Consider the following 23,173-nt stretch of genomic DNA (forward strand, 5'->3'; position numbering starts at 1 on the left):
AGCACGCTCCCCGACGGGGAAGGCCGAGATCGACGCCGGTCGTCGAGTGCGCCGAGCGGTTGGCTGGCTGCGCCGAGTGACCCAGGTCACCCCGGTGACCGGTCGGTCGGTCGGGCCGCCCCGGTCAGCCCGGCAGCTCGTGGTAGCGCCCCCGGTAGTGCAGCAGCGGCGTGGCCTCCCCGGCCAGCTCGACCACCTCGATGGTGGCCTCCACCAGCAGAGCCCAGCCGTACTCCCGGGCGGTGTCCAGGCGGCAGCCCACCCAGCCGCCGGCGTCGGTCGGCACCGGCCCGTACGGCGTCTCGGTCCACGTGCCGGTGGCGAACAGCCCGCCCGGGGCGGGAAAGAGGCCGGCGAACCGGTCGGCGAGCTGGCGGTGCGCCGGGCCGAGCGGCGCGACCGCGAACCGGCCGGCCTCCTCGACAGCGGCCCAGAGGTCGGACTCCGCGTCGATCAACCCGAGCAGCCGGTCCGGCTCCCCCTCGGCGACCAGGGTGGACGAGACGGTCAGGCCCGCCGGGCCGGGCGCCGTCCAGAGGGTCACCGGCGCGGCGAGCCGGCCCCGCAGCCGGCGGACCGGCGACCGCTGCCCGGTCGGCACCGCGAACGGGTCGGTGTGGTGGATCTCGGCACCCGGCTCATGATTCACGTGAAACATTGTGCCGCCCCGGCCCCGCGCCCAACCCAGGAAGCGCTCGTGCAGGTCGGCGGGTCGCCCGTTGAGCCGGGCGAGCTGATCGCCCGCCTCCAGCATCAGGGTGCCGAGGTAGACCAGCAGCGCGGTGCGGTCGTGCCGGTAGTCGGCGAGCAGCGCCAGCCGCGCCGGCTGGCACGGCCAGAGCGCGCCGCAGCCCCGACACCGCCACAGCGGCCGCATCGGCACGTGCGGCCGGCTCACCAGCGCTTCCCGGTGCCTGCCGGCCGGCCTTCGCGCGGTCCGGTCGGAGGGCGATTCGCCGATGAGGCGTATGACTCAGAGGAATATTTATACCTCTGAGTCATGTCGCTCGCGGTGCTGTCCGGCTTCCGGACGCGACACGCCGCGTCCCGGCCCGGTCGCGACACGGCCACCGCCGGCCGCCTTACCCACGCCGGTGGCCCGTCCGGCACGGTCGTCGGCACCACGGCCTTCCTCCTGGAGTACGACCACCGCGCCCAGGGAACGTCAGAAGCTGCTGGTCCGGGAGGTGCCGCCGCATTGCGTCTTCCTGGTGGACGAGGCGGGCCTTCGTCGCCCCGTCGGTGGGCCTGCGGTGCTCGACGCCCAGCTCGGTCGACTGCAGGAAGTGGCAGACCTGCCATTCGTCCGGCTGCACGTCATTCCACTGGCGGTGGGCGAGCATGTCGGGCTCGGTGGTGGTTTTGTGCTCGCCGATCTGCCGGACCGGGACAGGGCGCTCTACCTGGAGAATGCCGTCCGGGGACACGTCATGGACGACCCGGAAATGATCGCCTTGATCGATCGCAAGTGGGATAGCCTGCTCGGCGAAGCACTGTCCACCGGCGCCTCGCTGGATCTGATCCGGAAGCTGAAGGTGACGCAATGACGATGAGCGAGCCAGGCTGGCGCACGTCGACCCGGTCGACCGACTCCGGCGGCAACTGCGTCGAGGTGGCGGACAATCTGCCCGGTGTCGTGCTGGTCCGGGACAGCAAGGATCGCTCCGGTCCGACGCTCACCTTCGCTCCGGCCGCCTGGCGTGACTTCGTCGCCCAGGCCGCTCAGGCCGCCCGGGGCACCGGTCGAAACGCCGGTTAACGACGCGGGGTGACCGTGGACAGCAGTTCCGGCTGACGGCGGTCCAGCACGTCACCGGCCAGGTACGCGCCCAGCAGCGCCGCCCCCAGCCCGTACGCCGCGCCGACCGGCAGGGCCAGCCAGAGCCAGGCGTCGCCGAGCAGCGCGGCGGCCACCACCATCGGCACCGCGACGACCGCCGTCGTGATCATGGACAGCAGGGTGAGCAGGCCCTTCGCCACGCCCGCGCCGCTGTTCATCGCGAACGGGTTGCTCGTCTCCGGCAGCGCGTACGCCCCGAGCACCGACACGAAGCTGTTCACCGCCAACCCGACACCGTAGGTGGCGGCCAGGCTGCCCACCATCAGCCCGATCCATCCCGGTCGAGCGAGCAGCGCCGACAGCACCACCGCGACGACCGCCAGCATCGGCAGGACGTACAGCGAGAACGCGGTCATCCGCGCGCGCAGCTCGACCCGGCCGGGCACGCCGGCCACGACGTTCGCCGCGTACGCGTTGCCGTCGAAGCCGAACTGGTTGGCCAGGGTGACCGACGCGAGCACGCCGACGAAGAGCAGCGAGATGGTGACCACGACCGGCGAGCTGTCGCCGACGGCCGCCGTGAACCCCGCCCCGTCCTCGGCCGCGAAGTCCCCGCCCGTGACATTGATCAACACGGGCACGAAGATGCCGACCACCGCGATCGTGATCAGGTTGGCCCGGCGACGGGCGTCCCGCCACCAGTAACGCGCCTCCCGGGCGACCAGCGCGCCGAACCGGTCCCGTCGGGCCCAGCCCGCGGCCCGGGGAAACAGTTGGGCGACCGCCCCGCCGGTGACGCCGCGCTGCGCGGGGGCCTTGCCGGTGCTCGCCGTGCCCACCATCGCCGACTCCAGCGAGCGGGACCACCAGGCCAGCAGGGCGACGATCGCCACCACCGTCATCAGCAGCTTGAGCGGGGCTGCCCACACCCGTCCCTGGGCAACGTCGATGCCGGCGGTCCACGGGGCCCCGAACGGCGTCCACCCGAGCACCGTCGCGGCACCGGTCAGCCGGGTCCAGTCCGTCTCGCGCAGCGCCGCCAGGCCGAAGACCTGCAACGGACCGAGCAGCGCGGCGGCCACCGCCAGCAGCACGGCCGCCAGATCCCGCACCCGGCGCGACCGCAACATACTGGCGAATGCGCTGGTCACCGCCCGGCTGGCGGCCACGCAGAGCAGCAACCCGGCGAGTACGCCGACCAGGGCCACCAGGCCGGCGGACCAGCCGCCCAACGCCCAGGCGGTCAGCACCAGCCCCAGCACGGCGACCGACATCGCCAGCACCGGCACGCTGACCAGCGCGGCGGCGAACAGGCCGGTGACCAGCGTGCGGCGCGGCAGCGGCAGCAGCGCGAACCGGGCCGGGTCCAGGGTCTCGTCCACGCCGAAGAAGACCAGGGGCAGCAGCAGCCAACCGAGCACCAGCAGGCCACCGCCGGCGGCCGCGACCAGCACCGCGTACCGGCCGTCGCCGGCCAGGCCCGGCGCGGCGAAGAGGAAGAAGGCGCTGGCCGCGAACCACAGCCCGACCAGCGCGCCACCGATGAACAGCGCGATCCGCCAGCCCTGACCCCGGAAGTTGTTGCCCATCACCCGCAGCTTGAGCCGCACGAAGTGCCGGGCGGAGACCGTCCGCGCCGGACCGGCGGGCGCGTCGGCGACGTTCACCGGGAGAGCCATGACAGCTCGTCACCGGTCGCGGTGCGCCCGCCGACCACCTCGACGAAGACCTGCTCCAGCGACCGGCCGCCGCGGACGTCCGCGATCGTGCCGACCCGCCTGATGGCCCCCTGGGCGAGGATCGCCACGTGCGAGCACAGCCGCTCGACGACCTCCATCACGTGACTGGAGAAGATCACCGTGCCACCGCCGGCCGCGTACCGGGTGAGGATGTCGCGGATCAGCGCCGCCGACACCGGGTCGACCGCCTCGAACGGCTCGTCCAGCACCAGCACCCGGGGACCGTGCAGCAGCGCGCAGGCCAGACCGATCTTCTTCTTCATGCCCGCCGAGTAGTCCACCACCAGCGTCCGGCCGGCGTCGCCGAGCGCCAGCACGTCGAGCAGCTCCGCGGCCCGCTGGTCGACCACCGCCGGGTCCATCCCCCGCAGCAGTCCGTGGTACGCCAGCAGCTCCGCACCGGTCAGCCGGTCGAACAGCCGTACCCCGTCGGGCATCACGCCGAGCAGCCGCTTGGCCGTGACCGGATCGCGCCAGACGTCCTGGCCGAGTACCCACGCCGAACCGGCGTCCGGTCGCAACAGCCCGACCGCCATCGACAGGGTGGTGGTCTTGCCGGCGCCGTTCGGGCCGAGCAGACCGTAGAAGGAGCCGGCCGGTACGTCCAGGTCGACGCCCGCCACCGCGATCGTGCCGTCGAACCGCTTCGCCAGGCCACGCAGCGCGAGCGCGGGATGCTCACCAGTCATGAGCCGACGTTATCCGGCACCCGCCAGTCCCGCCGTCCGGCGGCGGATGGACCTAGGGTCATCCCCGAGGCGGAGTTCGTAGCCTTCGCGCGACTTCTGAAGTAGTGTTGATGTCGTGTCAATGCCCTTGGAATCCGTGCCGTTCTCGGAACTGCTGCGGCAGCCGGCCGAGACGGCCGAGCGGCTGTCCCGCGCTCGTGCGGTGCGGCTGCGCCGCCGCGACGCCGCTGATCTGGTGCTGATGTCCGCCGATCGGGCGGCGGCCGAGGGTGAGGTGGTGGACCTGACCGCCAGGCTGCTGGCCAGCGTCGTGCGCCGGGACCCGACCCTGGTGCGTGAGGCACTGCCGACCGTGTTGCCGTGGGTGCGGTTCCTGCCGCCCGACGACCGTGAGCAGATGGCCAACGATTTCGTCGAGACAGCCGAGGCCGCCGCAGCTGTGGGAAATACGGCTGCCGTGTCCCAGTTGCTCGCCGAGTGGCGGCACACTGCCGAGATCCACGCGGACCCTGACCTGTACCGGGTCCTGGCCGCCCCCAGTTCCGGCGACTTCGGGGCGGTGCCCCGCCCGGCCGCAGAGTGAGCGCCAAGCGAGGCGACCGGGCAGCGCCACCACCCCGCCCCGGTGGCTACGTCCTGCGGTTCGCCACGAACGACGCGGCCAAGGGCTGGGAGGAACTGTGTCGCCAGGCCGCAGCCAACACCCGCGCCGCCTTCGACGCCATCGAATCCGACCCCTGCCCCTCCCCGCCGACCAGCCGGCATCACCCCCTGAAGGGCTCTCTCGCCACTGCCAGCCACAACGGGAAGACACTGCCGCAGTGGCAGTACGAGGTCACTGCCGGTGGCCGCATCTGGTACCTGCCCGACCACGACACCCGTACCTGCTGGGTCAAACACGCTGGCACGGGTCACCCCAGGGCGACCGACTGAGCATGCCCCTCGCCCCATCGCGATGTGGGGCTATCCAGGCGTCCGGATGCCCCCACATCGCCGATCTGGAGTGGATCAAGTTTACAGGCGCAACGCTTCGGGGGTGTGTAGGCGGAGCATGGTGGCGGCGACGTCGGCCGGCGCCCGTCGGCGGGTCGCCATCGACACCGCGACCATCACGGTGAACGCCAGCGGCACCGTCCAGGCGGCCGGCTGCGCGGTGAGCGTGGCGGGCCAGCCCGACAGTGGCGGGCCGAGCACGGTGACCAGCACAGCCCCGATCGCCGCCCCGCCGCCGGCCAGCACACCGGCGGCGGCGCCCAGGTCGGTCAGCCCTCGCCACCAGATGCCGAGCACCAGCAGCGGGCAGAAGCTCGACGCGGCGACCGCGAAGGCCAACCCGACCACCTGGGACACGTCCAGCCCGGAGACGTGCAGGGCCAGCGCCGTCGGCACACCCCCGGCGATGATGGTGGCCACCCGGAAGCCGCGCACCGAGCCCCGGCCGAGCACGTCCGTCGAGATCACCCCGGCGACGCTGGTCAGCAGCCCCGACGAGGTGGAGAGGAAAGCCGCGAACGCTCCCGCCGCGACCAGCGCGGCGAGCAGCCGCCCGACCAGCCCGTCACCGAGGGCCGCGCCGGGCAGCAACACCACCACCGCGTCGGTCTGCCCGCTGACGAGCAGCTGCGGTGTGTAGATCCGGCCCAGCACCCCGTACAGGGTGGGCAGCAGATAAAAGGCACCGACCAGGGCCAGGACCACAAGCGTCGTCCGCCGCGCCGCCGCGCCGTCGGGGTTGGTGTAGAAGCGGACCAGCACATGCGGCAGGCCCATCGTGCCGAGGAACGTGGCCAGGATCAGGGAGTACGTCCCGAACAGCCCCCGGTCGTCGTCGCCGGCCGCGCTGGGCAGCAACCAGTCCCCCGCGTCGGTGGCCACCCCGGACACCTCCGGCACCGGGTCACCGGCGGCGAAGGTCAGCTCGTCGCCGGGGCGTACCTCTCGGATGTCGCCGTCGGCCAGGGTGAGGGTCGCGCGGTGCTCGACCACGACGGTGGTCGCGGCCCGGAACGTCGGTCCGTCGGGCGGCGTCACCGCCGGGCGGCCGTCGGCCTGCCACTGCAACGCCAGGAAGATCACCGGTACGGCGAGAGCGGTCAACTTGAGCCAGTACTGGAACGCCTGGACGAAGGTGATCGCCCGCATCCCGCCGAGCGCCACGTTCGCGGTAACCACGGCGGCAACCAGAAGGGCGCCCACGGGGTACGGGGAGCCGGCCACCGTGGCCAGGGTCAGCCCGGCGCCCTGCAACTGCGGCACCAGGTAGAGCCAACCGATGAAGATCACGAAGGCCGTGGCGAGGATGCGCAGGCGACGGGACCCCAGCCGGAGCTCGCAGAAGTCGGGCAGCGTGAACGCGCCGGAGCGGCGCAGCGGCGCGGCCACGAACAGCAGCAGGGCCAGGTAGCCGGCGGCGAACCCGACCGGATACCAGAGGACGTCCACGCCGTACTTGAGGACCAGGCCGGCGATGCCGAGGAAGCTCGCGGCCGACAGGTACTCCCCGCCGATGGCGGCGGCGTTCCAGGTCGGACTGATCGCGCGGGACGCGACCAGGAAGTCGGACGTGGTTCGCGCCAGCCGCAGCCCGTAGAAGCCGATCCCGACGGTGACCAGCGTGACCGCGACGATGGCCGGAACCACGTAGTCGTTGCCCACGTCAGCGCTCCGGCCGCTGCACCAGGTCGGTGAAGTCCTGCTCGTTGCGCTCGGCCAGCCGCACGTACGCCCAACCCACCGCGATCAGGAACGGGAACGAGACCAGGCCGAGCAGCAGCCAGGGCAGGTTGACGCCGGCCACTGTGGTCCGGCCGAGCGACGGTGCGATGGCGAACAACCAGGGCAGCCCGCCCAGCCCGATGACGACCACCAGCGACAGCCGCAACGCCAGCGCGAGCTGGGCGCGGACCAGGCCGCGAACCAGCGCCTCGCCGACCTGGGTCTGCTGGGCCAACTCGGCGCGGGTCCGCTCGGAGCGGGTGTCCCGCCGGGTGATGTCGGCCAACACGATCCGGGCCCGCCGGGGCGGCGGTACCGCACCGCCCGACCCCACGTCAGACAGTTGCTCGGCCACCCCGGCAGTCTTGCCCGCCCAGCGCGATTGTCAAGCGCTCGCGCTCACCAGCGCACCTGAGCGGCACAGTTCGCCGCGCTGCTGGTCACCTGGGTCGCGTCCAGGACGGACCGGGCCCGTTCCCGGCCGAGGTTCGTGGCCCAGAAGCCGTCCTCGGGCAGCTCGAAGGCGATCTCCCGAAGCGCGCACGTCCGCATCGGCTCGGGCAGCCGGGCCAGGGCCGGTACCGCGTCGGCCGACAGCCCGGAGAGGTAGGTGAGGTCGAGGCGGCCGGTTTCGAGGTACCTGTCGACGTTCCGGTCCGCGATCAGTCGGTCCGGGTTGACCAGGGCCAACCCCAGCAGCGCCAGCACCGCGGTGCCGATCACCAGTCGCGGCAGCCAGTCGGCCCGTAGCCGCGCCACGGCGACGCCGACCAGGACGAAGAGCACTCCGAGCGACAGCTCGACGGTCGCCACGAAGAGCCGCAGCCGGGTGGCGCCGTACGCGTCGGCATAGACCTGCATGCGGTAGAGCGACGAGGCGACGACGACCAGGCTGAGTGCCGTGAGCACACCGAGCAGCACCCGGACCAGCAGCCGGTCGGCACGGGTGGCCTTCGGTGCCCGGCGGGCCGCGACGGCGATCACCAGCAGGGTGAGCGCGGTGACGGCGAGCAGTTGCCAGAACCCGCTCCGGGCGTACTCGGCGTAGGTGAGGCCGGCCGTACGCAACACGTGCCCCGCGCCGCCGAAGAACACGGTCAACTGCACCAGTACGAAGGCGGCGAACAGGGCGTCGAGCAGCACCAGCGGCAGGGCCCATTCCAGCCGGTGCACGGGCCGGCCCGGCTTCGCCCGCAGACTGTCCAGGTCGGGCGGCCGGCTGACCAGGTACGCGCCGCCGAGCAGGCCCAGGCCGATCAGCCCGAGGCGTACCGACCAGCCGACCACACCGCCCGGCGAGATGTCCGGCAGGAGGCCCGCCAGCAGATCGGCGAAGACCGCGTCGGCGGAGGAGAACAGCAGGCCGAACAGCGTCAGCAGACCAACCGAGATCGCCAGGCTGGTCACGATCCGCCCGATCCCGGGCCCGGACGAGCGGGTGCGGTGCAGCCCGCGTACCGCCCAGGGGAGCGCTCGGACCGTCGCGGCCGGCGGCAGCGTCACGGCCAGCAGCATCCCGAACGGGGTCCGGCCACCGGTCACCGCGAGCGTCGCGGTCACCGCGGCGGCGAGCAGGCAGAGCACGAAGAGCCAACCGGCGGCCCGGACCGTGCCGACGGCGATCAGCGCGACCGTCGCGCCCGCCCAGGCGGCCTGCACCGCCCGCCCCGGTGCCCCCGTGGCACCGGGACGGACGGTGTTCGCGGCCTCTGGCGGAACCGCCGCCGGGGTCGGACCCGGCACGGCGGTCGGAGCCGCCGGAGTGGTTGGTGCCGGTGCAGCGGTTGGCGTCGGTACAGCGGTTGGAGCCGGTACGGCGGTTGGCGTGGCGGCGGTGAGAGTCGGCGCAGCCGTCGCGGCTGGCGGGGCCGGCGTGGCCGCCGGTGGCCGCGCGGCGCTGGTGGCGGCCGTCGTGGCGGCGTCCGGGGTCGACGCGAGGGTGGTGGCTCCCGCCGTTGCGGCTGGCGTGCCGGCGGAGGTCGACTCGGCGGTGGCCACAGCGGGCGCAGTGGTCAGCGGCGGTGCCGGCGGTGCGCCCGGTGCGCTGGGCGGCAGTCCCGGTTGGGGATCCGGTGCAGGGGACGCGGTGCGTTCGGTCAGGTCGGTTCCGGCGGACGGCGTGCCGGACCGGACGACGACTTTGGCGGTGGCGAGCGCGGCGGTGGCCGCCAATGCGGCGACCAGCCAGCCCAGTCCGGGCCGGACCACCGTCAGCACCGAGGCGCCGACGACCGCCGCCGCCGTCAACACGCCCAGGAGCAGCGGATGGGCAGTGCCGCTCGGCCCCGGCCAGCGCCGCGCGAGCAGCGACGGTGGCCGTGGTGGAACGGACTGGGACGGCCAGGGCTGCGGCGGCCAGGGTTGGGGCCGGCCGGCCGTCGGCGGGGGCGTCGGCCCGGGCCCGACCCAGGGCTGGCCGGGCTGGCCAGGCTGAGCGGGCTGGGCGGGCTGGACGGGCTGGACGGCCTGGGCGGGCGGGGTGGGCTGCGGTCCGGTCGGTCCGGTGGCCGGTGCGGACGTGCTGCCGGGGCTGGTCATGCGGCCTCTTCTCGGTGTGGCCCGTTGCTCGGGATGGTGACCCGGATGCGGCAACCGGGTTGGGAGTTTCGGGCGGCTCCGGCCGGGTCGAGGACCCCGATCTGACCGCCGTGCAGCTCGACGACCCAGCGGGCGATGGCCAGGCCCAGGCCGGTCCCACCGCCGGCCGCCCGGTCGCCGCGGGTGAACCGCTCGAACACCCGGGAACGCTCGGCCGTCGGAATGCCCTGCCCCTCGTCGCTCACCTCGAAGTGGAGTTGGCCGGCGTGTTCCTCGGCGCTCACCCGCACGGTGCCGCCGGGTGGGCTGTGCCGCGCCGCGTTGTCCAGCAGGTTCGCGAACACCTGGTGCAGCCGCCACGGGTCCGCGCGTACGGTCAGCGGCACCGCCAGCTTGCGGAGCCGGAAGTCCACGTCGAGCCCCGCTCCGGCGGCGCTGGCGGTGGCGTGCTCCACCGCCTCGTCCAGGAAGTCCCCGACGTCGATGCGGACCCGGCGCAGCGGCACCACCCCGGCGTCGAGACGGGACAGGTCGAGCAGGTCGGCGACGAGGTGCCCGAGCCGTTCGGTCTGGGACAGCGCCGCGCGCAGGGCCGCGGGCTCCGGCTCGGCCACCCCGTCCACCATGTTCTCCAGTACGCCCTGCAACGCGGTGATCGGCGTACGCAGCTCGTGGGAGACGTTGGCGATCAGCTCGCGCCGGCGCTGGTCCGCCGCGTGCAGGTCCTCGGCCATCTTGTTGAACGCCTGGGCCAGCTCACCCACCTCGTCGCGGGAGGTGGCGCGCACCCGACGGGTGTAGTCGCCGCGGGCCATCGCCCCGGCGGCCGCCGTCATCTCGCGCAGCGGAGAGGTCATCCCGTGGGCGAGCACCTGCGAGGTGACCAGCGCGATGCAGATGACGGTGATCGAGGTGCCCGGCGGGAGCCAGCCGATGCCGTACCAGAAGTAGCCGATGGCCACCGCCCAGGAGGCGACCAGCAGGACGCCGAGCTTCATCTTGATCGAGCGGACCGGGTCCAGCGGGCGAGGCAGCGCCCGGTCCAGCCAGTCCACCACTCGGTGGTTGGTCACGCGGGCACCTCCAGGGCGTACCCGACGCCGTGCACGGTCCGGATGAGATCGGCGCCGAGCTTGCGCCGCAGGGCCTTGACGTGGCTGTCCACGGTGCGGGTGCCGGTGCCTTCGGCCCAGCCCCACACGTCGGCGAGCAGCCGCTCCCGGGGCAGCACGGTGCGGGGCCGCCCGGCGAGGTGGATCAGGAGGTCGAACTCGGTAGGTGTGAGGTGCACGTCCGCGCCGGAGCGCCGAACCCGCCGCTCGGCCTCATTGATTTCAATGTCGCCGAGCCGGATGGCGGGTGCCGCGGGGGTCGCGGCCCGTTCCATCCGGCGCAGCAGCACGTGTACGCGGGCGGCCAGCTCGCGCATCGAGAACGGCTTGGTCAGGTAGTCGTCCGCGCCGACCGCGAGCCCGACCAGCAGATCGGTCTCGTCGTCCCGGGCCGTGAGCATCAGCACCGGCACCGGCCGGACGGCCTGGATCCGCCGGCACACCTCCAGGCCGTCGAAGCCGGGCAGCATCACGTCGAGGACGACGAGGTCCGGCTGGCCGGTCCGGAACCGCTCGACCGCGCTGGGGCCGTCCGTGGCGATCTCGACGGCGAAACCCTCGGCGCGGAGTCGGGCGGCGACCGACTCGGCGATGGTGCGTTCGTCCTCGACGACCAGGACCCGGCGTTCCTTCATGGGGTCTGACTGTAGGGAGCCACCGTGGAGATCAGTGGGTGGCATTGTGAATAACCTGTGGAGAACGGTTCACCCCTGTGGATAACCCGAGGGTCACGACAGGTGGCCTCGGCGAACGCCCGAGCCTCGTTGTGGACGGACCGAGCGAGCCGCCGGGGTGGCCCGTGCGCCGGTTACTCCAGGCCGACGCGTACCGGGCGGGCCGTGGCGGAGCCGAGCCAGGTGTGCGGGTTGCCGTACCAGCACCAGCCCAGCTTCGGCGCGCCCTGGCTGATCCACAGGGCGGGCACCCGCTTGTCACCGCACCGGGAGCCGACCAGCGAGAAGCACCTGTTGCTGGCCAGCGCCTCCGGATGAAGCGTGATGAAGGCGAGCCCCTCGTCGATGGTGAGCGGCAGCCGATCCTGGGCGGTCATGCCCTCCATCGCCGCGGCCGGGGCGAGGTTGCGGAACTCCTCGCCACGGTCGACGTCGAAGAGCAGGTACGCCGGCCCGGCGGGCACCTCCAGCTCCTTGATCGGGTCGAAGCGCGGCAGGTCGTCCTCGGCGTAGTGCCGGTCGAGGAAGCCGGGCTTGCGCTTGCCGGCCAGGGTGGTGAGTGCGAGCCGAGACTCCACCCCGACCAGGTCCCGCGTGACGACCAGCAGGAACGGCACCCGGGCGTCGGTGGGCGCGGGCAGGCCGGCGGCGCCGTCGACCGCGCGGGCCCGCAGCGGCGCGACCAGATCGCAAAAGGCGCTCTCCGGCATCCCGGCCAGGGCCGGATAGCCCAGTCGCACCAGATGGTCGAGTTGGCGGTCGAACTCGGTCTCGGCGTCGAACGGAGTCTCGTGCACGGCGGCCTCCCGGTTGTCGTATCGCCTATCGTACAACGTACGGGAGAGCCGGGAGCATTCCCGCTTCAGCGACTCCAGTCCTGCTTCGCCGCCCTGACCAGCTTGTCCTTCAGCTCCCGGGTGTGCCGCCGGCTCACCGGCAGCTCGGTGGAGTCGACCACCACCACGTACCCGGAGTTCACCAGGCGCAGCTCCGCGATCAACTTCAACTGCACCAGGTACGACCGGTGCACCCGGACGAAACCGGCATCCGCCCACCGCTCGGCGAGCGTGGCCAGCGAGACCCGCACCAGGTGCGACCCCTCGGCGGTGTGCAGCCGGGCGTAGTCGCCCTGCGCCTCCACCCAGCGGACCGCCGAGCGCGGCAGCATCCGGGTGGTGCCGGCCAACTCGATCGGGATGGTCGGGTCCTCCTCGGCCCGGGCCAGCGCGGCCGGATGCGACGGCACCACCCGCGAGCCGATCACCCGGCGCAGCGACTCGGCCAGCCGTTCGGCGCGTACCGGTTTGCGCACGTAGTCCGTGGCGCCCAGGTCGAACGCGTCCACCGCCCCGTCGTCGTACGCGGTCACGAACACGATCGCCGGCGGCCGGGCGAACCGGCGCAGTACCCGGGCCAGCTCCATGCCGTCCAGGCCGGGCATCCGGATGTCCAGGAAGACCACGTCGACGTCACCGTCGCGCAGCAGCCGCAGCGCCTCGGTGGCGTCCCCGGCGGTGTGCAGACGGGCCACCCGGGGGTCGGCCCGCAGGTGGTACGCCAACTCGTCGAGCGCGGGCGGCTCGTCGTCCACCGCCAGCACCCGCAGGAAGCCGGTGGTCACGAGCCGGCCCGTACGCCCGGGTGGAACTTCGGCACCCGCATGCTCACCCGGGTGCCCGAGCCCAGCCCGGTCTCGACGACCAGACCGAAGCGGTCCCCGAAGACCGACCGCAGCCGCTCGTCGACGTTGGAGAGGCCGACGTGCTGACCCGGGTCGTCCCCCGGGTCGCCGGTGCTGCGGGCCAGCTCGGCGATGCCGGCGGTCAGCGTGGTCGGATCCATTCCCACCCCGTCGTCCTCCACCGTGATGTGGCATTCGGCGCCCGCGTCCCGGGCCTCGATGCTCACCATGCCCGTGCCCGGCTTGCGGGACAACCCGTGCCGGACGGCGTTCTCCACCAGCGGCTGAAGGCAGAGGAACGGGAGCGTCACCGGCAGCACCTCCGGGGCGATCTGCAACCGCACCTGCAACCGGTCGCCGAACCGGGCCCGCTCGATCGTCAGGTACCTGTCGATCGACCGCAGCTCCTCGGCCAGCGTGGTGAACTCCCCGTGCGCCCGGAACGAGTACCTGGTGAACTCCGCGAACTCCAGGATCAACTCCCGGGCCCGCTCCGGGTCGGTGCGGACGAACGAGCCGATAGCGGTCAACGCGTTGTAGATGAAGTGTGGGCTGATCTGCGCTCGCAACGCGCGGACCTCCGCCCTCGCCAGCCGCTCCCGTGACGAGTCCAGCTCGGCCAGGGCGAGCTGGTTGCCCGCCCAGTGCGCCGTCTCCAGGGTGGCCTGGACCAGTCCCGGCGCCGGCACGCCGTCGGCGATCGCCACCAGCGCGCCGACCACCCGGGCGTCCGCCCCGTGCAGGGGCGCGACCACCGCCCCGCGGATCGGGCAGTCGACCCGGTCGCACCGCAGGTCGGATTCCCCGAGCACCGTCGAGCGCCCGGTGGCCACCGAGCGCTGGGCCGCCGCGAGCAGTTGCGCACCGTGGTGCGTGCCGCGTCCGTCGAGGGCGAGCACCTCGTCGGCGTCGGTGAGCGCCAGCCCGACCGCGCCCACCAGGGCCCGCAGATGGCGTACGGCCTTCGTCGCGCCCGCCGCGCTCAGCCCCGCCCGCAGCGGCTCGGCGGCCAGCCCGGCGGTGTGCAGCACCTCGTAGGTGGCCCGTTGGGTGGCGGTGGCGATGCCGCGCCGGGCGCGCAGCCGCAGCACCGCCAGCAGGGCCGCGGTGAGCGCGGTGACCAGCGAGACGACGCCGACGACGGCGGAGAGGTTGCCACCCACGCAGCGATCCTGACGGCTCGCGGCCCTTAGCGCTAGTACGCGCCCTTGCGGGCGAGCACCACCCCGACGGTGCGCCACAGGATGCTCAGGTCGTACGCCAACGACCAGTTGTCGACGTAGTAGAGGTCCAGCCGGACGGCCTCGTCCCAGGACAGGTCGGAGCGGCCGGAGACCTGCCAGAGACCGGTCATGCCGGGGCGGACCAGCAGGCGACGCCGCACATCGCCCAGGAAGTCGCCGTCGTCGGCCGGCAGCGGGCGGGGCCCGACCAGCGACATCTCACCCCAGAGCACGTTGATCAACTGCGGCAGCTCGTCCAGCGACGAGGCCCGCAGGAAGCGACCCACCGGGAAGACCCGGGGATCCTGCTTCATCTTGAACAACATGCCGTCGGTCTCGTTCTGGTCGGTGAGGCTGGCCAGCCGATCCTCGGCGTCGACGTACATGGTCCGGAACTTCCACACCCGGAAGGTGCGCCCCTCGTGCCCCACCCGGGGCTGACGGAAGAACACCGGCCCGGGGTCGGAGATGCGGATCGCCACGGCGATGGCGACGAAGAGGGGGATCAGCAGCAGCAGGCCCAGGCCGGCGGCGACCCGGTCCATCAGGTTCTTGGCCAGCAGCGCCGGCCCGGAGAGAGTCGGCTCCTCGACGTGCAGCAGCGGCAGACCCTCGATCGGCCGGATGTGCACCCGAGGGCCGGCGATGTCGGTCAACTGCGGTGCGACCACCAGGTCGACGCCGGAGCCCTCCAACTGCCAGGCCAGCCGGCGCAGCTCGCCCGGCTCGGCGCTGGCCGACCCGCAGACGGCGATGGTGTCCCCGCCGACCTCACGGACCAGGGCCAGGACGTCGCGGCCGGCGTGCACCGGCACCGGGGTCGGCACCCCGCGGGCCGCCGCGTACCCGTCGGTGATGTGGATCGCGACCGGGACCAGCCCGGCGTTCGGGCTGCGGGTGACCGCCGCGTAGACCTCCAAGCACTCCGGCAGGGTGCCGACCAGCACCATCCGGTGTGCCGCCTGGCCGGCCCGACGACGGATGTAGTGCAGCGCCCAACGGGCCACGAAGCGGCCCCACAGGATCAGCAGGAGCGCCCCGAGCAGGGCCGTGCCGACCGTCCAGCGAGACAGCGCGGTCTTGGTGGCGAACGCGAGGAAGGAGACGCTGGCCGCGACCGTGACGGCGGCCCGGATGACCCGCTTGAACTCGTCCGGCCCGAGCCCCAGGTAGCGCCTGTCGTACGCCCGGTTGCTCCAGAGGATGACCACCCAGCCGAGCGGCAGCAGCAGGTAGGAGACGGTGTGGAACCAGGTCGGATCCTGGTTGGTGCCGGAGAAGCCGGAGGCGGCCTGGTCGAAGAGCTGGATCGCGATCCAACTGGCGAACGCCGCCGCGCCGAAGTCGAGCAGCAGCAGGATGGCCGTGTAGGGGCGGTGCCAGCGGGAGACACGGCGTCGCGCCCTGGCCCATGCCGACCGAGGGACGCCGTTGTGTGACGGCGGCGTCGGCGGCTGGATCTCGAAGCTGTCGACGTGCCGCACGAGTCTGCTCCGGCCTTCGTTGGATACCGGGCGCTGGAGGCTTGCCGTCACCTCACCCATGTCCTCCCGCATGACACGGGCCGCTCACTCGGCGTGAGGGCCCGGGTCGCCCACCGTCCCAGTCTCCCACGTGGGCTCCGACCGGTCGCCGCCCCGAAGGAGATTGGCGACCGATGGTGCCGGCGGGATCTGGCCGGCTCTGCACCATTTCAGAAGCCGGGGACCGGGCCACTATACCGATGGATGCGCGTGTGGCGAGAACGGTGGACGGGAGCTTCGGCTCAGTCTGGCCGATTCCGCTCCGTAGTCGCCGAGTGCAATTACTCACCGTACAAGGCGGGACAACCTTCGGTCAGCGAGCGGCTTGCCGCCCGTCTGGCACGTCGCGCAGTACTGCAGGCTCGAATCGGCGAACGACACCTCCCGGACGGTGTCCCCGCAGACCGGGCAGGGCAGCCCGGTACGGGCGTGCACCTTCAACCCGGACCGCTTCTCACCCTTCAGCTCGGCCGCACGCTGGCCGAGGGACCGCTCGACCGCGTCACCGAGCACCTGGCGGGTCGCCGCGTACAGGGTGGCGAGCTGGGCGTCCGTGAGCCGGTCGGTGATCGCGAACGGGGACAGCTTCGCGGCGTGCAGGATCTCGTCCGAGTACGCGTTGCCCACCCCGGACAGCACCGACTGGTCGGTCAACACCCCCTTGACCTGCCCGCGCCGACTGCGCAGTCGCTCGGTGAAGGTGGGCAGGTCGGCGGCGAGCGCGTCCGGGCCCAGCTTGGCCACCCCCGGCACCGCGGCCGGGTCGGTGACCAGGTACGCGGCCAGCTTCTTCTGGGTGCCGGCCTCGGTGAGGTCGAAGCCGGAGCCGTCGTCGAGCCGGACACGCACCGCGATCGGGCCCTTGCCGGGTCGCAGCGGCGTCGTGGCGGGAAACGCCTCCCGGTAGTGCAGCCAGCCCGCCCGGGCCAGGTGCACCACGAGGTGCAGATCACCCTCGACGACCACGTCGAGGAACTTGCCGTGCCGGCGGGCGTCGACCACCGCCCGACCAGCGACCGCGGCGGGTGCCGGGTCGTACGTCTTCAGGGCGCTGATCGCGGCGATCTCCAGCCGGTCGACACGCCGCCCCACCGCGCGCTGCCGCAGGTAACCCGCGAGCGCCTCAACCTCCGGTAGTTCGGGCACCAGCCAACGGTAGCCTTCTTTCCCGTGAGAATCGTGGTGGCGCACAACCGGTACCGGGAAGCTCAGCCCTCCGGCGAGAACACGATGGTCGACTCGGAGATCGCTCAGCTCAACGCCGCCGGCGTCGAGGTGCTGCCCTTCATCCGCAGCTCGGACGAGATCCCGTCGATGTCGAAGGCGGCCAAGGCGCTGCTGCCGATCTCGCCGATCTGGGCGCCGCGCGCTCAGCAGGACCTGAGCTGGCTGCTCACCGAGCACCGCCCGGACGTGCTGCACCTGCACAACCCGTACCCCCTGATCTCGCCCTGGGTGGTGCGGACCGCGCACCGGCACGGCGTGCCGGTGGTGCAGACGGTGCACAACTACCGGCAGGTCTGCTCGTCGGGGATCTACTTCCGCGACGGGGTGATCTGCCAGGACTGCAAAGGTCGGGCGCTGGGCGTGCCGGCGATCAAGCACCGGTGCTACCGCGACTCGACGGCGCAGAGCGCTCTGATGGCGACCACCCTGGCGGTGCACCGGGGCACCTGGCGCTCGGTGGACCGGTTCATCGCGCTCACCACGGCCATCGCCGACCACCTCCGCGATTACGGCATTCCGGACGACCGGATCGTCGTGAAGCCGAACGCCGTACCCGATCCCGGCCGGCCGGCCCCGCTGGGTGACGGCTTCCTCTACATGGCCCGGCTGTCGCCCGAGAAGGGTGTCGACCTGCTGCTGGACGCCTGGCGTCGCCATCCGGTGGGCACCCTGGGCACGCTGCGCGTGGCCGGTGACGGCGAGCTGCGCCCGCTGGTGGAGGCCGCCGCCGCCGAGCGACCCGACGTGGTCTACCTCGGTCAGCTCGACCGCGCCGGGGTACGCGCCGCGGTCGAGGCGAGCGCCGTGGTGATCGCGGCCTCGATGTGGCACGACGTGCTGCCGACCGTGATCATCGAGGCGCTGGCCAGCGGCCGGCCGGTGCTCGGCACCGCGTTGGGCGGTATTCCGTACCTCGTCGGAGCGGACGCCCCGCACGAGCCCGCCGGCACCGGCCCGGCCGAGACCGCCTCAGCGGTCGCCGGGGGCGGCGGGCCGGTCATGCCGGCCGGGATCGGCCTCGGCGAGGCCGGCTGGGTGGTGGCTCCGGAGCCGGCCGCGCTGGCGGCAGCCCTGCCGGTGGCCCGGGCCGGCGCGTCCGGACTCACCCTGGCCGCCCGCGCCCGCTACGAGCGGACCTTCCACCCGGACGTGGTCACCAAGCAGCTCATCGACATCTACGCGGGGATGGCCCACGCCGTAACGCCGTAACTTCGGAGCGCGGGAGGAGAGCACCTACTGTTCGCTCCCTTTGCTCTGCTTCAGCGGAGGAAACACCCGGTGTCCGGATATCGGACGCCACGTGTTTCCTGGGCTGAAGCAGAGCAAAGGAGGACTCGAACACCCTTGGTACCGGTCCGGGAGTGGCGCGGGCGGGGGATCAGCGCAGCGAGGCGCGGGCGGAGAAGGCGATGCTGGCCAGCAGGAAGCCACCGTTGACGATCGTGAACGCGATGATCACCCAGAGGACCAGCGCGGGGGCCACGGCCAGCACCAGGGCGGCCACGAAGACCACCGCGCCGTAGTCACGGACCAGCTTCACCAGGCGCACCGGCAGCGAGGTCGAGGTGACCATGCTGGCCGCGTTCGGGCCGGCCTGCATCACCGACGTCACCAGGTTGACCATCCAGGTGCCCGCGAAGGTCGCCACCAGCCAGGTCGGCGTCGACGGCTCCTGCGCCACGGCGGTGGCGGCCAGGGCGGCCACCAGGGCGATCTGCGCGGCCACGTCGCAGAGCACGTCGACGCGGGCGCCGGCCGCGCTGCCCTGGCCGGTCACCCGGGCGAGCTGCCCGTCGGCGCAGTCCAGGGAGTACGCGACCTGCCAGCCGACCAGGGCGAGCAGGCCGACCACCCAGGCCGGTACGTCCCCGTCGGCGACCGGGCCGGCGAGCGCCACCACGGTGATGGAGGTGGCCAGCCCGAGCACCAGGTTGGTGATGGTCAGCGCGGTCGGGCGCAGCCCGAGGCGTTGCGCGACCAGCGCGAAGACGGCCCCCAGCCACTGGCTGATCGATTCGCTGAACAGGCCGCCGCCCCGGTTCACCCGGTGGAAGTCGGCGACGGTGGGACGGGGGTCAGCCAAGCTGGTCGCGGATTGCACCGGCGTAGTCTGCCAGCCGCTCCCGCGTCTCGGTAGGCGACAGGGCCAGGTGCTCGAGGATCGTGTACCGGTCCGGGCGGGTACGCGGAGCGAACTGCACCGCCTCGACGAACTGGTCGTCGGTGAGCGTCACCTCGGCGGGAAGTCGGGGCAGGCCGTGCCGGGCGAGGCAGGCCGACATCTCCCCGAAGCGGCGCAGGTCGCCGCGCAGCCAGGTGCAGAACAGCGCACCCAGCCCGGCCAGCTCGCCGTGCGAGGCGGTCCCCGGGAAGAGCGAGTCGACCGCGTGCATGATCTCGTGGCAGCCGCCGCTGGACGGCCGGCTGGTGCCGCAGACCGCCATCGCCAGGCCGCTGGAGATCAGCGCCTCAGCCAGGACGGTGACGAAGGCGTCGTCGCTCATGTCGCCGGGGTGGTTGAGCACCGCTTCGGCGCCCGCCCGGGCCAGCGAGGCGGCCAGCCCGTCGACCGGTTCGCCGCGTACCTGCCGGGACAGCTCCCAGTCGGCCAAGGCGCTGATGTTGCTGATCACGTCGCCGATGCCGGCCCGGTTGTGCCGGTCCGGGCCGCTCTCCACGAAGTCCAGGTCGACGATCACCGCGATGGGGATGTGCACTCCGTAGGAGCCCTTGATCCCGTCGGTGATGAGGCTGGCCACCGGGGAGGCGATCCCGTCGTTGGCGAGGCTGGTCGCCACCGACACCATCGGCAGCCCTCGGCGGGTGGCCGCGTACTTGGCCACGTCGATCGTCTTGCCGCCGCCGATCCCGACCACCGCGTCGTACGACCGGGCGCGAAGTTTGCCGCCGAGGTCGTCGGCGGCGTCCAGGGTCGCCCCGGCGACCGTGAACACGTCGGCCGTCCGCAGCGACGGCCGGATCAGCTCCGCGATCTGCGCGCCCTGACCCGGACCGACCACCACCGCGACGTCGCCCCCGGAGGAGATCCGCCCGTCGGCCAGGATCGCGCCCAGGTCGGCGACCGCCCCGCGTCGCACGTCGATGTGCAGCGGGGTGAGGACGCTCCGAGCTAGTAGCGGCACGCGATCTCCCGCGCGCGGGCCAGGTCGGCGTGGTTGTCGACCTCGACCCACGGGACGTCGCCGATCGGCGCCGCCCGCACCTCCCCGCCCCGGTCGGCGAACTCCTGGTAGCCGTCCTCGTAGTAGAGGTTCGGGTCCCGCCGCCAGGTCGCCTCCAGCGCGTCGGCGAGCGCGTCGGCGACCTGCGGCTCGATCAGCGTCGCGCCGATGTACTCCCCGTACGCCTCGCCCGGGTCCATGATCTTGGTGATCCGGGTGAGCTGGCCGGCGGCGTCGAAGGTGGTCTTCATCTCCTCCTCGGCCAGCGGCTTGAGGGTGTCCACCGCGAGCAGGATGCCCGGGCCGCGCTCGGCCAGCAGGGTCTTCTCGATGCTCACCGGGTGCACGGTGTCCCCGTTGACCAGCAGCACCCCGCGCGCGAAGTACTCCCGGGCCAGCCAGAGGGAGTAGGCGTTGTTCCACTCCTCGGCCTTGTCGTTGTGCACCAGGGTGAGCGTGACCCCGTACTTCTTCTCCAGGTCGGCCTGCCGCTCGCGGACCGCGTCCGCCGCGTAGCCGACCACGATCACGATGTCGGTGAGCCCGACCTCGGCCAGGTTGCCCAGCGCGATGTCCAGGATCGTCGTCTCGCCGTCCACCGGCACCAACGCCTTGGGCAGGGTGTCGGTGTACGGGCGCAGCCGTCGTCCCGCTCCGGCCGCGAGCACCATTCCGATCATCGCGACATCCTCCCTCGTCCTGCTCCCCGTCACCGGTGGAGGATAGCGCCGGCCGGCCGTGCCGCTCCGGCCAACCGGGTCAGCCGGGCAGCGCCGCCAGGTCGGCGAGCATGGTCAGCCGCTCCTGGGCGTCGAGCGCGGCGTACGGGCCGGCCGCCCGGCGGTCGGTCTCCAGCTCGATGGCGAGCCGCTCGGGGCCGGCAGGCAGGGCGGCGACGCTGGACGCGGTGTGTCCGGCGGCCGTCCAGGCGGCGGCGTGCGCGTCGGCCCGGTGGTAGCGCAGCGTGCCGAGCCGGTTGAGCAGCAGCACGCCGGGCGGGGTGCCGTCCGGCTCGTGCGGGGGCGCCAGCGCCGCGAACGCCGACCCGTTCCGGTCGCCGTCGGTGTCGGTGTCGGCCAGCACCAGGGCGTACGTCAGCAGCCGGCCGAGCCCCGCCACGAGCCGCGTGACCCGTTCGTCGTGCCCGGCCCACAGCTCTTCGGTGACCTCGGCGTGCACCTGGTACAGCTCGGTGAGGAAGGCGGTGCCCCGCTCGGTGGCGGAGAGCGCCCCGTCCGGGCGGCGGTGGAGCATGCCGTACGCCACCTGCTTGTCCACGGCCCGGCGGACCGTGACCGGGTCGGTGTAACGGGTGATCGCCGCGAAATCCGGCCCATCGACAGTGCCGCCCGGCGCGGCGAGCCGGGTGCGCAGGTCCACCAGGAAGCCGTTCGCCGTCGGCCCGCCGTACCGCTGGCTCAGCTCGGCGCCGCCACCGTCGCGACCGGCCAGCATGCCGGCGCGGAACGTCCGGTCCACGGCCGGGGCGAGCAGCCCGGCGATCCGGTGCGGCGCCAGCTCGACGGTGTTCACCGAACGATCGACCGCAGGGCGGCGAAGCCCTCCTCCGCGATCCGCCGGATCAGGCCGTCGTTGACGTCGCGGTTCTCGTCCAGCACGGTCACCTCGTGCTCGGCCAGCCAGCGGTACTCGGTGTGCTTGCCCGCCTCCAGCCTCGGGTGGTCGAGGTCGCCGTCCACCCGGACCAGGAAGTCGTACTCGATGCGGGCCAGGCCGTCGTCGCCGACGTAGTGGTATTCGCCCACCTGGCCGAGGACGTCGGAGACGAGCCACCCGGTCTCCTCGGTGACCTCCCGGCGCAGCGCCTCGTCGATCTCCTCGCCCGGTTCCAGATGGCCGCCGACCACGTCCCAGCAATTGGGAAACAGGCGTCGCTGGGGTGAGCGGCGCTGGAAGAAGATTCGGCCGTCGTGATCGACGATCAGCGCGCCGGCGCAGCGCAGGGGCTCGGTGGACACGCTCCGACAGTAGCGAGCGGCCCGGCATCGCGACGATGCCCGGTCTTGTGCCGGAAACATCCACCGACGACCATGTCCGTACCGAATGCCACCGTCCCAAAGGGGTGATGTGTGATGCAGGTACGGGAAGCGATGTCCAGCCAGGTCCTCGTCGTCGGTCCGGAGCACACGCTGCGTCAGGCGGCCCGCATGATGTCGGCCCGCGGTGTCGGGTCCGCGGTCGTGATCGACCCGGACTCCGAGGGCGTGGGGATCATGACCGAACGCGACGTGTTGAAGGCCATCGGCGCCGGCCTCGACTGCGACACCGAACGCACCGGCGCCCACCTGACCTGGGACGTGGTCTACGCGGGGCCGGAGTGGACGGTCGCCGAGGCCGCCGCCGCGATGGCCCGCGGCGGCTTCCGGCACCTGGTGGTGCTCGACGGCCGGGAGGTGGCCGGGGTGATCTCGGTCCGGGACATCATGCGGGTCTGGGCGGAGAGCCAGGTGGCCGCCACGACCTGACCCGCGCAGGTGTGCCAGGCCGGATCGACGGGTAAGGATCCCTCGCGGGCGCGGAGATGCCGTGGCCCGTGGGGGAGGGCCCGATGCGTGACGCGGAGCGCCTGATCGAGCAGCAGTACGCGATGCTTCTGCGGCGGGACGTGGCCCGGCTGCCGGACCTGTACGCCCCGGAGGCGTTCTATGCCATGCCGGGTGTAACGGTCCGGCCGATCGAGCTGCCCGCACTGCTGCGCACCTGGACGGGCGCTTTCGCGGACCTGCGGGTCGACCCGTTGGGCGTGGTGCGCACGTCCGGCGGCGCGGCCGTTGAGCTGCGCCTCAGCGGCACCCACACCGGCACGCTGCACTCTCCGTACGGCACCGTCGCTCCGACCGGCCGGTCGGTGAGCTGGGAGGTTGCCGACGTGGTCCGGGCACGCCGGGGTCGGATCGTCGCGTGGCGCTCCTACTTCGACTGGAGCCAGCTCCTCGACGCGCTGGGCGTGCAGTTTGAGGGCCTTTCCCGGGCGACGCAGCACGACTCGCTCGCACTTCCGGTCTGATCTGACGGCGACCGGCCGAGCCGGGTCACCCGTCCCGGTGGCTCAGGATGCGGACATCGCCG

The 23,173-nt window shown here is 72.7% G+C and carries 25 protein-coding genes; 7 read left to right on the plus strand and 18 right to left on the minus strand.

Translation table 11 applies throughout. The features are described 5' to 3' along the window. Positions 1-124: 124 nt before the first annotated feature. On the minus strand, positions 125-877 hold the full coding sequence (locus ACGGAQ_RS07385; protein WP_393045715.1) for a flavin reductase family protein: 753 nt from the start codon (positions 875-877) through the stop codon (positions 125-127). A gap of 91 nt (positions 878-968) precedes the next feature. On the opposite strand from ACGGAQ_RS07385, the gene ACGGAQ_RS07390 reads away from it, so the two are divergent. Continuing rightward, a complete protein-coding gene (locus tag ACGGAQ_RS07390) occupies positions 969-1,547 on the plus strand; it encodes a Scr1 family TA system antitoxin-like transcriptional regulator (RefSeq protein WP_393045441.1) in 579 nt (192 codons plus the stop codon). Beyond that, positions 1,544-1,759 (plus strand): DUF397 domain-containing protein, encoded by a 216-nt coding sequence (locus tag ACGGAQ_RS07395; RefSeq protein ID WP_393045443.1) that lies wholly within the window; start codon positions 1,544-1,546, stop codon positions 1,757-1,759. The genes ACGGAQ_RS07390 and ACGGAQ_RS07395 overlap by 4 nt, the downstream gene beginning before the upstream one ends. Here the strand turns inward: ACGGAQ_RS07395 and ACGGAQ_RS07400 are convergent. Together ACGGAQ_RS07400 and ACGGAQ_RS07405 are read right to left on the minus strand one after the other, a co-directional pair. Beyond that, on the minus strand, positions 1,756-3,459 hold the full coding sequence (locus tag ACGGAQ_RS07400; protein ID WP_393045445.1) for an ABC transporter permease: 1,704 nt from the start codon (positions 3,457-3,459) through the stop codon (positions 1,756-1,758). The genes ACGGAQ_RS07395 and ACGGAQ_RS07400 overlap by 4 nt on opposite strands. Then, positions 3,444-4,208 carry an ABC transporter ATP-binding protein gene (locus ACGGAQ_RS07405; protein WP_393045447.1) on the minus strand — a complete coding sequence of 255 codons (765 nt, stop codon included), beginning with the start codon at positions 4,206-4,208 and terminating at the stop codon, positions 3,444-3,446. The genes ACGGAQ_RS07400 and ACGGAQ_RS07405 overlap by 16 nt, the downstream gene beginning before the upstream one ends. Positions 4,209-4,329: 121 nt before the next feature. Between ACGGAQ_RS07405 and ACGGAQ_RS07410 the strand changes: the two genes are divergently transcribed. Together ACGGAQ_RS07410 and ACGGAQ_RS07415 are read left to right on the plus strand one after the other, a co-directional pair. Next, a complete protein-coding gene (locus ACGGAQ_RS07410; RefSeq protein ID WP_393045717.1) occupies positions 4,330-4,791 on the plus strand; it encodes a hypothetical protein in 462 nt (153 codons plus the stop codon). Next, positions 4,788-5,141, plus strand: a complete 354-nt coding sequence (locus ACGGAQ_RS07415) for a hypothetical protein (protein WP_393045449.1) — start codon at positions 4,788-4,790, stop codon at positions 5,139-5,141. Before ACGGAQ_RS07410 ends, ACGGAQ_RS07415 begins: the two co-directional genes overlap by 4 nt. A gap of 81 nt (positions 5,142-5,222) precedes the next feature. Here ACGGAQ_RS07415 and ACGGAQ_RS07420 read toward each other — a convergent pair whose 3' ends face one another. The 10 genes from ACGGAQ_RS07420 to ACGGAQ_RS07465 form a co-directional block, all read right to left on the minus strand. Beyond that, a complete protein-coding gene (locus ACGGAQ_RS07420) occupies positions 5,223-6,863 on the minus strand; it encodes a cation acetate symporter (RefSeq protein ID WP_393045451.1) in 1,641 nt (546 codons plus the stop codon). Between the two features lies 1 nt (position 6,864). Then, positions 6,865-7,278, minus strand: a complete 414-nt coding sequence (locus tag ACGGAQ_RS07425) for a hypothetical protein (protein WP_354857349.1) — start codon at positions 7,276-7,278, stop codon at positions 6,865-6,867. Positions 7,279-7,322: 44 nt separating this feature from the next. Continuing rightward, positions 7,323-9,461: a DUF4153 domain-containing protein gene (locus tag ACGGAQ_RS07430; protein ID WP_393045453.1), complete on the minus strand. Its 2,139-nt coding sequence runs from the start codon at positions 9,459-9,461 to the stop codon at positions 7,323-7,325. Beyond that, positions 9,458-10,534 carry an ATP-binding protein gene (locus ACGGAQ_RS07435; protein ID WP_393045454.1) on the minus strand — a complete coding sequence of 359 codons (1,077 nt, stop codon included), beginning with the start codon at positions 10,532-10,534 and terminating at the stop codon, positions 9,458-9,460. Before ACGGAQ_RS07435 ends, ACGGAQ_RS07430 begins: the two co-directional genes overlap by 4 nt. Then, positions 10,531-11,208 (minus strand): response regulator transcription factor, encoded by a 678-nt coding sequence (locus ACGGAQ_RS07440; protein WP_355063457.1) that lies wholly within the window; start codon positions 11,206-11,208, stop codon positions 10,531-10,533. The genes ACGGAQ_RS07435 and ACGGAQ_RS07440 overlap by 4 nt, the downstream gene beginning before the upstream one ends. A 173-nt stretch (positions 11,209-11,381) precedes the next feature. Further along, the gene (locus ACGGAQ_RS07445; RefSeq protein ID WP_393045455.1) at positions 11,382-12,044 is read right to left on the minus strand and encodes a DUF5701 family protein; all 663 of its coding nucleotides are present in this window, start codon (positions 12,042-12,044) and stop codon (positions 11,382-11,384) included. Between the two features lie 65 nt (positions 12,045-12,109). Further along, positions 12,110-12,868, minus strand: a complete 759-nt coding sequence (locus ACGGAQ_RS07450; protein ID WP_053651534.1) for a LytTR family DNA-binding domain-containing protein — start codon at positions 12,866-12,868, stop codon at positions 12,110-12,112. Continuing rightward, a complete protein-coding gene (locus ACGGAQ_RS07455) occupies positions 12,865-14,091 on the minus strand; it encodes a sensor histidine kinase (protein ID WP_393045456.1) in 1,227 nt (408 codons plus the stop codon). Before ACGGAQ_RS07455 ends, ACGGAQ_RS07450 begins: the two co-directional genes overlap by 4 nt. Positions 14,092-14,123: 32 nt before the next feature. Continuing rightward, a complete protein-coding gene (locus ACGGAQ_RS07460; RefSeq protein ID WP_354857367.1) occupies positions 14,124-15,695 on the minus strand; it encodes a sugar transferase in 1,572 nt (523 codons plus the stop codon). A 264-nt stretch (positions 15,696-15,959) separates the two neighbouring features. Then, entirely contained in the window at positions 15,960-16,820 is an 861-nt protein-coding gene (locus ACGGAQ_RS07465) for an Fpg/Nei family DNA glycosylase (RefSeq protein WP_393045458.1), read from the minus strand. 24 nt (positions 16,821-16,844) lie between these two features. Here ACGGAQ_RS07465 and ACGGAQ_RS07470 point away from each other — a divergent pair, with 24 nt between their 5' ends. Further along, a complete protein-coding gene (locus ACGGAQ_RS07470) occupies positions 16,845-18,110 on the plus strand; it encodes a glycosyltransferase (RefSeq protein ID WP_393045460.1) in 1,266 nt (421 codons plus the stop codon). A 169-nt stretch (positions 18,111-18,279) separates the two neighbouring features. Here the strand turns inward: ACGGAQ_RS07470 and ACGGAQ_RS07475 are convergent, their stop codons facing one another. The 5 genes from ACGGAQ_RS07475 to ACGGAQ_RS07495 form a co-directional block, all read right to left on the minus strand. Next, the gene (locus ACGGAQ_RS07475) at positions 18,280-19,002 is read right to left on the minus strand and encodes a CDP-alcohol phosphatidyltransferase family protein (protein WP_393045462.1); all 723 of its coding nucleotides are present in this window, start codon (positions 19,000-19,002) and stop codon (positions 18,280-18,282) included. Next, positions 18,977-20,044: an iron-containing alcohol dehydrogenase family protein gene (locus ACGGAQ_RS07480; protein ID WP_393045463.1), complete on the minus strand. Its 1,068-nt coding sequence runs from the start codon at positions 20,042-20,044 to the stop codon at positions 18,977-18,979. The genes ACGGAQ_RS07475 and ACGGAQ_RS07480 overlap by 26 nt, the downstream gene beginning before the upstream one ends. Continuing rightward, a complete protein-coding gene (locus ACGGAQ_RS07485; RefSeq protein ID WP_007453659.1) occupies positions 20,032-20,763 on the minus strand; it encodes a sugar phosphate nucleotidyltransferase in 732 nt (243 codons plus the stop codon). The genes ACGGAQ_RS07480 and ACGGAQ_RS07485 overlap by 13 nt, the downstream gene beginning before the upstream one ends. 79 nt (positions 20,764-20,842) lie before the next feature. Continuing rightward, positions 20,843-21,616: a hypothetical protein gene (locus tag ACGGAQ_RS07490; protein WP_393045465.1), complete on the minus strand. Its 774-nt coding sequence runs from the start codon at positions 21,614-21,616 to the stop codon at positions 20,843-20,845. After that, positions 21,613-22,062 carry an NUDIX hydrolase gene (locus tag ACGGAQ_RS07495; protein WP_393045467.1) on the minus strand — a complete coding sequence of 150 codons (450 nt, stop codon included), beginning with the start codon at positions 22,060-22,062 and terminating at the stop codon, positions 21,613-21,615. The genes ACGGAQ_RS07490 and ACGGAQ_RS07495 overlap by 4 nt, the downstream gene beginning before the upstream one ends. 114 nt (positions 22,063-22,176) lie before the next feature. Between ACGGAQ_RS07495 and ACGGAQ_RS07500 the strand changes: the two genes are divergently transcribed. Continuing rightward, the gene (locus ACGGAQ_RS07500; RefSeq protein WP_354857317.1) at positions 22,177-22,569 is read left to right on the plus strand and encodes a CBS domain-containing protein; all 393 of its coding nucleotides are present in this window, start codon (positions 22,177-22,179) and stop codon (positions 22,567-22,569) included. A gap of 83 nt (positions 22,570-22,652) precedes the next feature. Beyond that, complete coding sequence (locus ACGGAQ_RS07505) at positions 22,653-23,111, plus strand: ester cyclase (RefSeq protein WP_393045469.1); 459 nt, start codon at positions 22,653-22,655, stop codon at positions 23,109-23,111. Positions 23,112-23,173: the final 62 nt, after the last annotated feature.

This window comes from Micromonospora sp. NPDC047557 (assembly GCF_043205095.1).
Lineage (GTDB): Bacteria > Actinomycetota > Actinomycetes > Mycobacteriales > Micromonosporaceae > Micromonospora.